Annotated in this window: 16 protein-coding genes; 5 read left to right on the plus strand and 11 right to left on the minus strand. The window is 38.8% G+C overall.

Annotation, left to right across the window (positions count from 1 at the left end; genetic code table 11):
• Positions 1 to 90: 90 nt before the first annotated feature.
• The 9 genes from H6F39_RS16175 to H6F39_RS16215 form a co-directional block, all read right to left on the minus strand.
• The gene (locus H6F39_RS16175) at positions 91 to 561 is read right to left on the minus strand and encodes a molecular chaperone (RefSeq protein ID WP_190397033.1); all 471 of its coding nucleotides are present in this window, start codon (positions 559 to 561) and stop codon (positions 91 to 93) included.
• A 161-nt stretch (positions 562 to 722) separates the two neighbouring features.
• Complete coding sequence (locus H6F39_RS16180) at positions 723 to 1229, minus strand: DUF4164 domain-containing protein (RefSeq protein ID WP_190397034.1); 507 nt, start codon at positions 1227 to 1229, stop codon at positions 723 to 725.
• A 311-nt stretch (positions 1230 to 1540) separates the two neighbouring features.
• A complete protein-coding gene (locus tag H6F39_RS16185) occupies positions 1541 to 1690 on the minus strand; it encodes a hypothetical protein (protein WP_190397035.1) in 150 nt (49 codons plus the stop codon).
• Positions 1691 to 1890: 200 nt separating this feature from the next.
• Complete coding sequence (locus H6F39_RS16190; RefSeq protein ID WP_190397036.1) at positions 1891 to 2103, minus strand: bluetail domain-containing putative surface protein; 213 nt, start codon at positions 2101 to 2103, stop codon at positions 1891 to 1893.
• On the minus strand, positions 2100 to 2576 hold the full coding sequence (locus H6F39_RS16195) for a DUF4164 domain-containing protein (RefSeq protein WP_190397037.1): 477 nt from the start codon (positions 2574 to 2576) through the stop codon (positions 2100 to 2102). Before H6F39_RS16195 ends, H6F39_RS16190 begins: the two co-directional genes overlap by 4 nt.
• A 166-nt stretch (positions 2577 to 2742) precedes the next feature.
• The gene (locus H6F39_RS16200; RefSeq protein ID WP_190397038.1) at positions 2743 to 4827 is read right to left on the minus strand and encodes an S-layer family protein; all 2085 of its coding nucleotides are present in this window, start codon (positions 4825 to 4827) and stop codon (positions 2743 to 2745) included.
• 135 nt (positions 4828 to 4962) lie between these two features.
• Entirely contained in the window at positions 4963 to 5496 is a 534-nt protein-coding gene (locus H6F39_RS16205) for a hypothetical protein (protein ID WP_190397039.1), read from the minus strand.
• A 693-nt stretch (positions 5497 to 6189) separates the two neighbouring features.
• Entirely contained in the window at positions 6190 to 6951 is a 762-nt protein-coding gene (locus tag H6F39_RS16210) for a hypothetical protein (RefSeq protein ID WP_190397040.1), read from the minus strand.
• 360 nt (positions 6952 to 7311) lie between these two features.
• Positions 7312 to 7734 carry an RNA polymerase sigma factor gene (locus H6F39_RS16215; RefSeq protein ID WP_190397041.1) on the minus strand — a complete coding sequence of 141 codons (423 nt, stop codon included), beginning with the start codon at positions 7732 to 7734 and terminating at the stop codon, positions 7312 to 7314.
• 343 nt (positions 7735 to 8077) lie between these two features.
• On the opposite strand from H6F39_RS16215, the gene H6F39_RS16220 reads away from it, so the two are divergent.
• The 5 genes from H6F39_RS16220 to H6F39_RS16240 all read left to right on the plus strand — a co-directional run bounded on the left by H6F39_RS16220 (position 8078) and on the right by H6F39_RS16240 (position 11861).
• A complete protein-coding gene (locus H6F39_RS16220) occupies positions 8078 to 8278 on the plus strand; it encodes a hypothetical protein (RefSeq protein ID WP_028082167.1) in 201 nt (66 codons plus the stop codon).
• A gap of 285 nt (positions 8279 to 8563) precedes the next feature.
• Complete coding sequence (locus H6F39_RS16225) at positions 8564 to 9808, plus strand: GNAT family N-acetyltransferase (protein ID WP_190372652.1); 1245 nt, start codon at positions 8564 to 8566, stop codon at positions 9806 to 9808.
• Positions 9795 to 10286, plus strand: a complete 492-nt coding sequence (gene ruvX, locus H6F39_RS16230) for a Holliday junction resolvase RuvX (RefSeq protein ID WP_168359885.1) — start codon at positions 9795 to 9797, stop codon at positions 10284 to 10286. The genes H6F39_RS16225 and ruvX overlap by 14 nt, the downstream gene beginning before the upstream one ends.
• 137 nt (positions 10287 to 10423) lie before the next feature.
• Positions 10424 to 10996, plus strand: coding sequence for a DUF3727 domain-containing protein (locus tag H6F39_RS16235; protein WP_190372653.1), 573 nt, complete (start codon positions 10424 to 10426; stop codon positions 10994 to 10996).
• Between the two features lie 325 nt (positions 10997 to 11321).
• The gene (locus H6F39_RS16240) at positions 11322 to 11861 is read left to right on the plus strand and encodes a YqeG family HAD IIIA-type phosphatase (protein ID WP_190397045.1); all 540 of its coding nucleotides are present in this window, start codon (positions 11322 to 11324) and stop codon (positions 11859 to 11861) included.
• 226 nt (positions 11862 to 12087) lie between these two features.
• Here H6F39_RS16240 and H6F39_RS16245 read toward each other — a convergent pair whose 3' ends face one another.
• Positions 12088 to 13326, minus strand: a complete 1239-nt coding sequence (locus tag H6F39_RS16245) for a DUF790 family protein (protein WP_137906922.1) — start codon at positions 13324 to 13326, stop codon at positions 12088 to 12090.
• A complete protein-coding gene (locus H6F39_RS16250; RefSeq protein ID WP_137906923.1) occupies positions 13256 to 14812 on the minus strand; it encodes a DEAD/DEAH box helicase in 1557 nt (518 codons plus the stop codon). Before H6F39_RS16250 ends, H6F39_RS16245 begins: the two co-directional genes overlap by 71 nt.
• Between the last annotated feature and the right edge of the window lie 137 nt (positions 14813 to 14949).

Raw genomic sequence — 14949 nt, forward strand, 5'->3', positions numbered from 1 at the left:
GAAATAGTTGATAAAGTTATTTCTGTTGCTCTCGATTTGATGAATCCTCAACATTTAAAAAATTGGTTCACTAATTGTTGTTACTGTACCTCATAACACCGGGAAGTGCTGTATCGTTGCTGCTATATTGACAGCAATAGAAACCTGATTTGCTTGAGTAGAACTATTATCCTGAAGTTCTTCTACAGAGAACATAGCTCTATATTCTCTCTGGGGTAAACTAGGAAGTAACTTAGCATTAAAACGAATTGAACGTTGTTGTCCTGGTGCAATGACTAATTCACGGGGAGAAAAGGTTAAATAGGGTGTTAAGTCATTGGGACTAGATTGTAAAACTTGCAGTCCTTCCTGATTATAAGTGAAGGGTGACAAGGAAACTCTAGCTCGATAGGGTTTATTAGAATTATTAGAAATGTTAATCACTCCCCTAGCTTGTCCTGATTCTGCTTTGCGTTGAATTGTTAAAGGAGAAACAGATAATTGACCGTAGGCTACCATAGGGGTAAAACCCAGGGTAAAGCAACAGAGTAAGGGCAGAATTTTCGCAATTTTTCTTTTCATATTTTCCATGATTGAAACTGAGTTTTATAGACAATGATACAGCATTTACCGCTATTATAAAGTACAGATATTACAGATATTAATTAATGATTAAACCCTTGTGGTGCGGGCATCTTGCCCGCCAATGATGTACCTCACTCAAGCTAAAAATGCTGTAATTTTCAAATTTTACCAGTGGGAAACAAACCAAATAGTTTGACTACTCCACTAATTAAGGCTATAATCACTGCTACTAGAACTCCACGATTAATAAATTCTTGGTTATCTAGTCTTTTATCAATACCAATAACTTTTTCCTCTAGGGTTTTAATTTCCCCTGATAGTTTCTCGTCTAAGGTTTTAATTTCCCCTGATAGTTTCTTATCTAAGGTTTTAATTTCCCCTGATAGTTCTGCCTGGCCAATTTCCAGTTTATTTAGTCTACTATCAATAGTTTCTAGTTTTTGGTTTACTTCAGCAAACTTTTGATTGACTTCAGTAAACTTTTGGTTTACTTCAACAAACTTTTGATTGACTTCGGCAAATTGTCGATCCATTTTTTGGTTAACTTCAGTAAATTGCCGATCTATTTTTTGATTGACTTCGGTAAATTGCTTCTCGATCTTTTGATCCAGACGAGACAAGATTTCTTCCAGGGTATAAGTGAGAGTTGGTGGGTTGGTTGTCATATATTTTAGTGATAGTTATTTTAGAAACTATAAAAGCAGCGTCTGCCATTTTACTATTTTACCCTACCCTCACCCTTTCACAAAGGTAGGTTTTCTACATTGTCGTCAGGGTAAGACTTGGAAGACAGGGAGGGAAAGTAGACAAGGAAGTTATGCCTCTTATGAAAAAATACCCTTTTAAGAGCTATTAAAAGCAATTGATTGAGAAAAAGGAGGTGGGAATGGGAATAAGCCATAATGTTTTCAAATTCGAGTTCTTTGTGGATGATTTGTGAAGTGTAAATGTGGATTAATCGAGAGTTAGAAATTCTCTAGGAGTTAAATAAATTTTCGTCTTCATTTTTTAAAGAAGTTTTCTTTATTTCTTGAATGAGTTTTTGTTGTTCTTTTTTGGGAAGTTGTAAAACAAGATTAAGGATTTGCTCAAAGGTTAAGGGGAGTTGATAAGTTTGTTGTGTCATGATTGTTTCTGGGGTGAGGGTATAGCAAGCTTACATCTATTTTACCTGTGACGGCATTGGTAATGAGGGAGGTGCGATATTCTTTTAATAGTTCTATGGCTTCTTTGATTTTAGCTTTTTGTTGGTTAATTTTGGTTGTTTTATAGTTGAGAAATGGGGACTTTTTACCCCACCCTAACTGTGAAGGCTACGGGACTATTTTACCAACAAAATACCCGACTTCTTAGAGAAGTCAGGTATCTGACGAAAGTACCTTTGTATCCCGTAATGTCCACAATGGCATCAGTGAGAGCATTAAAACCAGCAGTGCTATCATTATTGGTATTATCTGTAATGGTATTATTCAAGCCATTACCTGTACCATTAATACTGCCAGCTATTTCTTGTAAAGCTAAGTCTTCTAGGGTCTTCAAATTTTACTGAAACCAAATAGTTTGACTACTCCACTAATTAAAGCTATAATCACTGCTACTAGAACTCCACGATTAATAAATTCTTGGTTATCTAGTCTTTTATCAATACCAATAACTTTTTCCTCTAGGGTTTTAATTTCCCCAGATAGTTTCTCGTCTAAGGTTTTAATTTCCCCTGATAGTTCTGCCTGGCCAATTTCTAGTTTATTTAGTCTACTATCAATATTTTCTAGTTTTTGGTTAACTTCAGCAAACTTTTGGTTTACTTCAACAAACTTTTGATTGACTTCGGCAAATTGTCGATCCATTTTTTGGTTAACTTCAGTAAATTGCCGATCTATTTTTTGGTTAACTTCAGTAAATTGCCGATCTATTTTTTGATTGACTTCGGTAAATTGCTTCTCGATCTTTTGATCCAGACGAGACAAGATTTCTTCCAGGGTATAAGTGAGAGTTGGTGGGTTGGTTGTCATATATTTTGGTGATAGTTATTTTAGAAACTATAAAAGCAGCGTCTGCCATTTTACTATTTTACCCTACCCTCACCCTAACTGTGAAAGCTACGGGACTATTTTACCAACAAAATACCCGACTTCTTAAAGAAGTCAGGTATCTGAGGCAATTTTACCGCTACCTAGCTTAAACAGTCACAAAGCTATTAATAGATAAAGTACCCTTATATCCCGTGATTTCCACAATGGCATCACTGGCATCACTAAAACCAGCAGTGCTATCATTAATAGCTACATAGCTCTTTGAGCCTATGGTAAATAATGCAGCCGCATTAGCGCCAAAGTTAGTAGTAGTTAATGCGTTACCAATGGCAGTGGCATTGAGTCCGGTAACTCCACTCACAGTATTAAACACAGACCGGGCAGTGCTAACTACAAAACGGTCAGTCTCCGTACTATTGTTAAAATCCTTGATGGTATCAATTCCAGCTAACAAGGAATGGGTTAAGTCGGTATAAACAAACCTATCATTACCTAACCCTCCGGTTAAGGTATCTGTACCTAAACCACCAGTTAAGGTATCATTCCCTCCAGAGGCTCTGATAATATCATTACCAGCACCACCGTCGAGAAGGTTATCTTTGGTATTATCTGTAATGGTATTATTCAAGCCATTACCTGTACCATTAATACTGCCGGCTATTTCTTGTAAAGCCAGGTCTTCTACGTTGTCGGTAAGTGTGTAACTGATAGTGGTGTGAACCTTATCTGTACCTTCATTAGCAAGTTCTATTACACTGTCACCAGCATTATCTACCCAGTACCAATCATTACCAGTTCCCCCGGTCATGGTATCAGCACCAAGACCACCCATCAAAGTATCATTACCAGCATTACCAACAAGGCTATCAGCACCTGCGCGGCCATCGAGAAGATTATTACCACTGTTACCAAAAATGGTATTATTGAGGCTGTTTCCAGTGCCGTTAATGTTCCCGTTTCCTGTTAAAGTTAGGTTTATTTCGCTGGATTTTAATGTGTAGTTGGTGGAGTATTGAACATCATCATTTAACTGAATGACAAAGGCATCCCAAATACCACCGTTATTCGTCTGTCCATTCAGGTTGCCATTAGTATACCCAGCGACATAGATGGCACCATTGCTACCTGTGGTTACGGAACTGGCAGTATCTTGACCAGTGCCTCCGAGCAGTCTAGTCCAGGCTTTTGTACCGTCGGTATTGTATTTAGTGACAAAGGCATCATTACCACCGCTATTCGTCTCTCCATCCAGGCTGCCATTAGTAGCCCCAGCGACATAGATGGCACCATCGCTACCTGTGGTTACGGAATTGGCAGTATCATTACCACTGGTTCCCAGCAGTCTAGTCCAGAGTCTTGTTCCCTCGGCATTGTACTTAGTGACAAAGGCATCCTGACCACCGCTATACGTCTGTCCATCCAGGCTGCCACTAATATACCCAGCGACATAGATGGCACCATCGCTACCTGTGGTTACGGAATTGGCAGTATCATTACCACTGTTTCCCAGCAGTCTAGTCCAGGCTTTTGTGCCATCGGTATTGTATTTAGTGACAAAGGCATCAAAACCACCGCTATTCGTCTGTCCATCCAGGTTGCCACTAATATACCCAGCGACATAGATAGCACCATTGCTACCTGTGGTTATGGACATGGCAGCATCTTCACCAGTGCCTCCGAGCAGTCTAGTCCAGAGTCTTGTTCCCTCGGCATTGTACTTAGTGACAAAGGCATCCATGCCACCGCTATACGTCTGTCCATCCAGGTTGCCCCAAGTAGCCCCAGCAGCATAGATAGCACCATCGCTACCTGTGGTTATAGACCAGGCATAATCAGGCTGACTAGAATTGCTTCCGAGCAGTTGAGTCCAGGCTCCTGTGCCATTGGTATTGTATTTAGTGACAAAGACATCCCAATTACCGCTATTCGTCTGTCCATTTAGGTTGCCACTAAGAGTACCCCCAGCGACATAGATTGCACCATCGCTACTTGTGGTTAGGGACCGGCCTTGCTCATCACTACTGCCTCCGAGGAGTTTAGTCGAGACTTTTGTACCATCGGTATTGTATTTAGTGACAAAGGCATCATAACCACCGCTATTCGTTTGTCCATCCAGGCTGCTATTAGTATCCCCAGCGACATAGATAGCACCATCGTTACCTGTGGTTATGAACCTGGCAAAATCAGTACTACTGGTTCCGAGCAGTTTAGTCCAAATAAGTTGTGGCATATTGTTTATTTCCTGTGAATGTGATGAAAAGTAAAGAGGTTGCTTGAAAAAATTTCAGCTATGCAACGGTATATAAAAAGGTCTCAATGGGAAATTCTGCTTGAGACTGAAAAAGTGGGAAAACACAGAGGAGGTTTACTCAGGTGAGATATTAACTTTGACTCTAATTCTGTAAATCCCTATGGGCAGTGTATTGTCACCATTACCTTGTAAAGACAACTTGACTCCATAGTCGTTAGCGGTGATAGGACCTGCTTGTAATGCTCCAGGTGTACTTAAATTAGTAGTACCAGCACTGGGGGAAATATTACCAGTAGCGACCTGAGTATTGCTGGAGTCTTCTACTTTGGCGGTGATGACATCAATATTACTGAATTCTTTGGTTGTAAAGTCACTGCCATTATCTTCAATACCAGTAACGGCAAATTTTACGCCAGTATTGCAGGTAACGTTGATGTTACCCACGGTGTCAGTTTCTAATCTGAAGGGGTTGAGGGTGCCGTCAATGATGTTTGTTAAGGTTCCGGCTGTGATGCTGTTGACGGCGCAAGTTGCGGGAATAACACCGAAAAAATCAACATCAGCAGTTTGGGCTTGGGCTTGGGAATTGAGGGCTATACTGCTAAAAGCGGTGATAACAGTGAAGAAGGTAAGACGACCTAGATTCATTTTTTTTATGACTAAGGGTAGATGAGGTAATTTGATCTGTACATTAATAAGACGTTTGAGATACCCAATTTGTGATTTATTTTTTTACTGAACTTTTTTGGGTAATAAAGGCTACTCTACTTTCACTCTCTAGGAAGGGGAGGGGACTATTTTATTCCATTAGGGTCTTCAAATTTTACTGAAACTGCATAAGTGGGTTAGCGTTAAAAATTGGCTATTATATAGCGAACTGCTTGCAGCAGCGCTTCGCTATCGCTGTGCTACACCCAAAGTCTTTACCAATGGTGCGTTACTAATAGCTAACACACCCTACTACTTGGCTATTATATAGCGAACTGCTTGCAGCAGCGCTTCGCTATCGCTGTGCTACACTCAAAGTCTTTACCAATGGTGCGTTACTAATAGCTAACACACCCTATTTCTAAATATTTTAAGATAGTTCTTCCTTATCAACTTAACGATAACATATTTAAAATCCTTTGTCAATACCTAAAAAGCAAATTTTTCGCGGTTTTTTTGCGTCTTGTCAACTGTCAACTGTCAAATGCCTTTTTGACAACTCAAAAATTGTCATTGCTGCATTAAACGCTTTTTGATATATCCCTAAATCTTCATGGGTTTTAATTTTTCTTGGTTCTTCTTCCTTGTCCACTTTCCTTCCTTGTCTGCCTTGTCTTTCCTTATACGAGTAAATTACTGGGGTGTGATCAGAACACTGACACGGATTTTGTAGATTCCTTGTGGTAATAAGCCGGAAATATTGGTAATCTCAAGGTAAACTGGATACTCTTTACCACTAGTGACTGCTGCTTGAACTGCACTTGCTACATTCAACGGATAAACTGGGGTAGACCTGCCACTAGGTGAAATTTCACTTTGAATCAGGAGATTATCACCATCTTTGACTTTAGCGTTGATCAGATCAAGATCGTTATATGTTTTACTGCCAGATAAAACCGTACCGTTATCAGTAATATTGGTAATGCTCAAGACGATGCCAGTAGTGTGAGTAATATTTAATATCGCTGGTGTAGGATCATCACTTTGAAATTCTTGCTCAGGGGTGTTTTGAATAGGACCTGGACTGGTGCTGTTAATCTTGACAACGGATGGTATGGTGCCTGTAAAGTTTATATTAAGATCTTCGGCTGAGGCTTTGAGTGGAAAAGCAGCAGCAATAATCACAGCTAAACTTGTACTTACTGTAGTCTGGTAGATCATGATTAAGAATTGACCATAGGAAAGTTGATATGGAGGAGGAGAACGAGAGGGAATAACTTTGGCTACTCTTTGGTTCATACTATGAATGTACGCTTTTTGGCAACTTGGAGTTTTAATTGCTGTGGGGTAGCGAACTGCTGGCACCAGTGCCGCGATTTTTTCTGCTAAGACGATATTAATCTGGTCGAAAAAGTTCCGGAAAATTCTCTGTTTTTCAGGGACTACAGTATACACAGAAGTTGAATTATCCTGCTTTTCTCCTGCTTGAGAAGGGAAACCAACATCTAGTTTCTTCTCCTGGTCAAGAGGAGGGTTAGGGTGGGGTAGAACCTGACTATTAACTGCTTCTGGTAATTCTTCCTGGTTGAATAATTCTAAAATCGGTAATTCTATATTTTCAATATTAGCTAATCCTATTTTAGTGATCTGATCAGACTCTTTATTTCTGTCAATTTGAGAAACAACCTCAAATTTACGCCTGTCTTCCCCGGTATAATCTTGATGATATCGCTGTTTTAAAATTATCCGAGCTTCATGAATTCGCCTACGTACATTGCAGCAGGAAATATTCAGTTTTTGTGCAATTTCTATATATTATAGTTCTTCTTGAAAGTATAAAATAAAAGTATCACGTAGTATGGGACGTAACTCATCAATCCAAACAGAAAAAATTTTTTCCAGTTCTTGTTGCGTAGCCACAAACACTGGATTTTCCTCTTCTTTAGTCACTAATAATTCTGCATTTCTATCACTAATAACTTCCCGATTATGACAATATTGGATAGTCTGATAACGCTGTCTTTGCAGATCAAGACAGAGATTATAAGTTAGTTTTGTTACCCAAGGTTTAAAGTTGATCACTTGTACCTGATGGATACGTATTTTCTCCTCAGCTTTGAGCATAGCTTGACTTAAAACATCTTCAGCATCAGGAACGTTACCCATCCACTTCACACAAGCTTTGTATAAATATTCATTGTGATCCATCCACAATGACCAAAACTCTGATGTCATCATAACAGTACAATTATAGTTGTATAGTTGGTTGACTATAAAGCCATCTTAGAAACGATGCATTGAGCTTGTATCCGATTTTTCGGTCAGCAAAAAATGTATCTTTCTTATCAAGTTTAGAATAATACGTTACAATTGTCAATAATTTTCAATAATTTTGATGTTATTGACAATATTGGTGCTGAAATTCTGTATTGTGCTGTATTAAGTAGGATATGGCAGGTAGTATCATAAGCAATGAACAATCATTACACTTCATTGCGAAATCAGCAAACAGACAAAAAACATGATAGATTTTAATCTAGTACGGCTATTACACCAATTTACGAAGGAGAACACAGTGACAATGGAATCAAACGTATTAACGGGCGCAACTGTAGACAATCAAGATATCAGCGACTATGTTGCCCATTTACAGTTGCACATGACACTACAAGCTCGCAACTTGGTTCCCAATTTCCAACAAACTATACAAGATAGTCGTCAGCAATTACTTCATCAAACCCAAGCAGACTTTGAAAAGTTTGCTTCTCGTCAAAGTCTATAGAAGGTCTGTGGATTTAAAAGTATTTTTAGCAGAATTAACATACAATAAAAGCAGATATTTGTGGTTTTCACCCTCAAGGTATAATCGCAGTTTCTGCTTTTGATATTTTTTACGTATTTAGTCAAGGTTTAATTAAGGGAATCACTCTTTGGAAACAAGACATCAGGGTAAAAACCCGTTAAAATAAATAGAAAATAAATAGAAATAATTGTAGTATAACATCACTATCATATTTTGTTTTTGTAATTTTGTTTTTGTAAAGGTTAAATAGCGGCTGGAATTAAAATGAATCCACTACTCCCTCGAAACCTCAGTGTTATTATCAGACCAGTCCAACATCGAGATTTGGACGGAATTGAATCTTTGACTCAAGAGTCATTATCCCACCTTTCCCCCCAAGCAGCTACTGAATCTATGGGTGAAATGCAGTGGCTACGGCGCTGGTATGGATTACTTAAATTCTTGAGTTGGTTTCCTAACCCATTACAGTACCGCTTCTGGGGCTATATCGCTGAACAGGGACGAATGCTGTTAGGAATGATTCAAGTATCACCTTTTAACCGGACTCGTAGCACTTGGCGCGTTAATCAAGTCATGTTAGCACGAACCGGCGATCGCATGGGGGTAGGTTCTCAACTACTACGCCATTGCTTTGAATCAATTTTAGAAGCGCGGACGTGGATATTAGAAGTTAACGTTAATGATGTGGATGCCTTAGCACTTTATCGGCATAATGGATTTCAACGTTTAGCAGAAATGACATACTGGGAAATTAGTCCGCAGTTATTAGCCGAATTAATCCAAACCGAACCAGATTTACCCAATCTCTTGCCAGTGAGTAATGCTGATGCTCCTCTATTATATCAATTAGATACAGCATCCATGCCTCCTTTAGTCAGGCAAGTATTTGATCGTCATACCCACGACTTTAAAACTACCTTGTTTGGGGCGATAATTGATGCTGTCAAGCAGTGGACGAGCAAAACTGAAGTTGTCAGTGGCTATGTGTTTGAACCCCAGCGCAAAGCAGCTATTGGTTATTTTCAGATCCAACTGCACCGTACCGGGGCAAATCCTCATGTAGCAACTCTCACAGTTCATCCCGCTTATACTTGGTTGTATCCTGAATTATTGTCTCAATTAGCTCGCATTGCCCAAGATTTTCCCCAACAAGGGTTACAATTAGCTTCTTCAGACTATCAACCAGAACGGGAGGAATACTTAGAGCGTATTGGTGCTAAACGTCGAGAACATACCCTGATCATGTCTCGTTCTGTGTGGCATAAACTCAGAGAATCGAAATTTGTCTCCTTAGAAGGGATTCAGTGGCAAGAAATGTTACAGGGACTACAACCAACCCGCAAACCCATACCTGGGGGAATGTCATGGATACCGCAAACACAACAGGTACAGCCAGAAAGAGCTATACCAAACCAGTCAGAAATTGTCAGTTTCACTCATAAAAGTTCTCATATAGATACACCCCCTCTACTAGACTCAGCCACAGATCAACTCCATGAACAACAATAACGTGATTTCTCCACAGCAATCAAAATCATTTATCTCCGCTTTGGGTGTCGATGTTGGTAGTAAACGCATCGGTTTAGCGGGATGTGATGGGACTGGTTTAATTGCTACGGGTATCACCACGATTGAGCGTCGTTCCTTTGTCGAAGATGTAGCACAAATCCAGCAAATAGTCAACCAGCGACAGGTACAAATTCTTGTGGTTGGTTTACCATATTCAATGGATGGTACTATTGGTGTTCAAGCCCGTCACGTGCAAAAATTTGCCTCTAGACTGGCTTCGGCGCTCAAACTTCCCTTAGAATATATGGACGAAAGATTAACTTCCTTGCAAGCAGAACAACTGCTGATAGCTGAGAATCGTTCCCCGTCTAGAAATAAGGGTTTAATAGATCGTAAAGCTGCTGCATTGATTTTACAACAGTGGTTAGATGCTAGACGCAGTTTAGTACAGGGGTCAGTAACATTTACTGATGAGTGACCCCTTTTTACATGGTATTCTAAAAGCTATTACTTCTATCTCTGAATTTATGGTTGACATCAACTGTCCGCAAGCAGTTTGATGATTTCCATATTGAAGAGTATTAGATTTTATGATTACAGCTACATAATTCAAGTATGAATTCATCTCCATTTCCCGAAGACAATGATCACGATTCCGAAAGTTCCCTGATTTTAACAGATGAGCTAAAACGAACCCTAGAATGTTACATTGAACATAATCTCTCCGTAGATGGAGAAAAGTATGTTCTGCTTTTGCCCGTAGATACACCGATAGAAATATTTGCTTGGCAAACTGACGGCGATGAAGAAGAAGCCGTATTAGTAGAAGATGATGATATCATTGAAGAAATATTCGGCACGGCTCAAGCAGTTCTTTCTGAGCAAAACCTGATTCTCAAGAATACTGCTTATGCTTTAACCGTAGCAGGGGAGTTACCTCCTGAAGACGAATCTAAATTCTTCACTTTAGAAATTGAAGACGAAGAAAACGGTTTAGAACCAGAGCAATTAATGGAAATTGCCAATTTTTATCATGACGACCAGGAGTATGCAATTTATACTCCCCTAGACCCCCTACTCTTTTTTGCGAGAATTACTAAAACTGGTGAACCAGAATTACTTTCTCCCGAAGAGTTCCGTAAATTTCAACCCCTCTTAGAAGAACATCTTTTTAATGAAGTTGAGTAATTAATTCCAAAATTTAAGCATCCAGGAGCGAGGAATCAGAAGACTGGCAAAATTCTCACCCCTTGCTCCCATGCTGAAAATGGTGTTGCTAAATTGAAATCTGAAATTGCTCAATTCAACCTTGGCAACTCTAATTGTTCGTGATTTAAGTAGGTTAACGGAAAAAAACCAACATAAGTAACGAAAAGTAAAGTGGCCTAAAACCTCTTCCCTGTTCCCTGTTCCCAGTTAAGAGTTCCCTTGTCATAACGACAATTTTTCACGCCAACCTACTTAGCGAATTTGCGTGAGATACTCACAATCTCATGGTAACTATACAAAAATTATGACTCGCAACCATCTATTACAGCCTAACTTAATTTTAGCGGGTTCAGTTTTGACACTGACACCAGACTTAATCCAACAATATGGGCTAAAGGGGCTAGTATTGGATGTGGATGAAACTTTAGTACCCATGACCACAAGTTCTACTTTCCCAGAATTGCAAGCATGGGTAGAAGAAATCCGTACTCGTACAGCATTGTGGTTAGTTAGCAATAATTTAAGTGAATCCCGAATTGGTGGTATTGCCCGTTCCCTAGAACTACCGTACTACTTAGGCGCGGCCAAACCCTCCCGGCGGAAAATTCGGGCTGCTTTACAAGGGATGAATTTACCCGCACATCAAGTGGGTATGGTGGGCGATCGCTTGTTTACAGATGTATTAGCGGGTAATCGTTTAGGAATGTTTACAATTTTAGTAGAGCCAATTATCCATCCTGATTTTACAGCCATCCGTTCCCATCCTATCCGCAATATTGAAGTTTGGATATCAGAGATATTAGGTGCATCTATTATTGGCAATATTGGCAAAAAACACAGGTGATCAGCTTTTCCTGCAATACAAATCTTTACAAAGATTCATAATTGATCAGGAAAGTAAATATAAAGAAATACTTAAGAAAGTCCCTATTTTTGCAAAAATAGGCGATTATTAATTTTAATAACATCAGGGTCAGCCGAAAAAGACCCTAGGGGATAATAGATAAATATAAGACTGTACAGCGTCAACCTTCACCATAGAGGGATTGGCGCTGTACATTTTGCATATTTTATATAAGTAAGTTGGTGGGAAGGAAGTCAATTACTGCTAATACAGATTTGGGTAATAACTTTTCTTTAAACCAAACAATTCTTGCGGGAACATTATCTAATTTGACTCCAGCTTTTTCTAAGTTCAACCTTTCGGAAATTGCTAAAATTAAATTATCGCAATTTGCCCGTTTTATTTGGTAAAATTTCTTTTGTAAATATTCTGGTCTCCAATAACCAATTATTTCTAAAATAAATACCCGTCCGTCTGCATGAACTAATCGAAAATCGGGAATCATCACACTACCAGGAATGGGAATTAAATTAACTTCTCTCTCTAATATCCAACCACTTTTTAAGCCATCCCATTTACTAGCAAAAGATTCCTCCAACATACTATCATAAGGTTTACCTGGAGGATAATGGGAGACTAATCCACATTCAGAATTAAGGCTAAAACGTCCTATTTTCAAATCATTTGTGTAAAAATCACGAGTTTGTAAAGTCGCTGATAAACTCCATTTTGTCACATGAAGTAAAGCGGGAATTAACTTGGCTATAGCTAAACCATAACGGGTACTGGAAGTAAATAAACTTGCCGGACCATCTACAGTAATCGTAAAACCATGATCTGCATCACCTTCAATATAAGCCATTAATTGAAATAGCTTTAAATAACGAAACAATAGTTTATATTCTCCGGGAACATTGCGATGAGCATTTAATACTAATTGACTAGCTTTATAAAAAACTCCTTGAATTTGAGATAAATTATAACGATGTAAAACATCTTCTGGTTTGGGAGCATCAAAAGCAGTTAGAATTTTATTTTCTGATAAATCTGCGTAAAGTCCGTCTCGTATTTGTATAGGTAAAATTTCTTGGTTGAGTTCTTGACTTAAATCAGCCGCAATTTTATTTAAAGTAATATCCGTTAATTCTCGACTACAAGTAGATTTTGCTGCTAAAGTAAATACCCTTTCTCTTAACATTGCTGGTTCGAGAGGACTGACTATTTCAAAAGTACAAAAACTGCTTTTCAGAATATAAGCTAAACCCCGTTTCATGCGGTAATCTGTAGTATCTCCTTCAAAGTCTGCTAATTGACGTTCTAATAATCCTTGAGTTTTCCCGACTGCTTCCTGAAAAAAACTAATTAAATCCCTGGCTAAATTCAAATGTTTATGATCAAGTTTCAGTCTCTTCGGAATAATTTCCTCGCCGTTTTGGCGGTGTATCAGTAAGTCCGTTGGTAACATCTTTCTTTTTAGTTGAATAGTTAATTTCTAATTGTTCTGCTGCTTTTAAATCGCTTTTCTTTGCTCCACCATAAATAACTTGTAAATTTGCCTTTTTCGGTTTTTCTTCCTGAGTGTTATTTTCTCCCCTGCGTCTGGCTGAAGTTCCCTCCTCGTTTGTATCTTCGGCTATGACTTCATATAAAATTGCTTGTTTATTTGCTAAATTTCCCTTGCGTAAAATTCTCCCCAATCGTTGAATATATTCCCGGGTTGAACCCGTACCTGATAGAATAATCGCAATACTGGCTGCGGGAACATCTACACCTTCATTTAAGACATGAGAAGCAACTAAAGTATTATATTCACCTGCTTTAAATTTAGTTAAAATTTCGTGTCTTTCTTTCACTGGTGTTTGATGAGTAATTGCGGGAATTAATAAATCTTGAGAAATACGATAAACTGTAGCATTATCAGCAGTAAAAATCAAAATTCTTTCGGGATAATGGGTGGTTAATAAGTCTACAAGTACCCGCAATTTACCATCAGTTCCCAAAGCGATTTCTTTGGCTTGACGATGTGCTAACATTGCTCTACGTCCAGGTTGGGATCTTGCACTCATTTGTACAAACATTTGCCAACCTTGGATACTTCCTAAAGAGATTTTTGATTGTTTTAAAAAATCATTGCGAGTTTGAATTAACTGATTATATTTTTCTCGTTCTAATTGGGATAATTTAACTTTAATTTGCACAATTTCATGAGCAGCTAAAGCTCTACCAGCTAAATCTTCAGCGCGTTTACGATAAACTTCCCTACCAATAAGAAGATTTAAATCAGTGTGTTTACCATCTGTACGTTCCGGGGTTGCAGAAAGTCCTAAACGATAGGGAGCGATCGCATATTCAGCAATAACTCTGTTAAAATCTGTAGGTAAGTGGTGACATTCATCAAAAATTATCAAAGCATATTTATTACCTAAACTTTCCCCATGAATAGCCGCACTATTGTATGTAGCAATTAAAATCGGTGTTCTATCCCGTGAACCACCCCCCAGTAAACCTACCTCCTGGTCAGGAAAAGCTGCTACTAAGTGAGCATACCACTGGTGCATTAAATCCAAAGTTGGGACTACAATTAACGTGGTGCGCGGTGTGGACTGCATAGCCATTTGCGCCAAATAGGTCTTACCTGCTGCTGTTGGTAGCACAACTACCCCCCGTCGTCCAGCCAGTTTCCAAGCCGCTAAAGCCTCATTTTGGTGGGAATAGGGGGTCATTTCTACACTAGCTACCAACTCCAGGGGATAAAAAGCTTTAGCTTCATCAATAAAATCCGTAGCTTCGGCTTGAAGCGTTTCAACTAAGGAACGGTATCTTATGGCCGGAATACGAAACTTTTCTACTCTATCATCCCATGTAGCATAATCTATCCAAGTTTTACTCCGTGGTGGTGGGTGTAAAATTAATGTACCACGATCAAAAGTTAAAGTAGGGTGACGAGCCATTTTTCTCTGAATAAAGTTATAGAGTTACACTGATGTAACTACTCATAACGCAAAATGGGGATGATAATTAAATAGGGTTGGCATGAAAAAACCAAACTGTGTAAAGAAATGTAAAATCGCTGAAAACTTCTTTACTT

It is taken from the genome of Dolichospermum sp. FACHB-1250 (genome assembly GCF_014696335.1).
GTDB classification, from domain to species: Bacteria; Cyanobacteriota; Cyanobacteriia; order Cyanobacteriales; family Nostocaceae; genus Dolichospermum; species Dolichospermum planctonicum.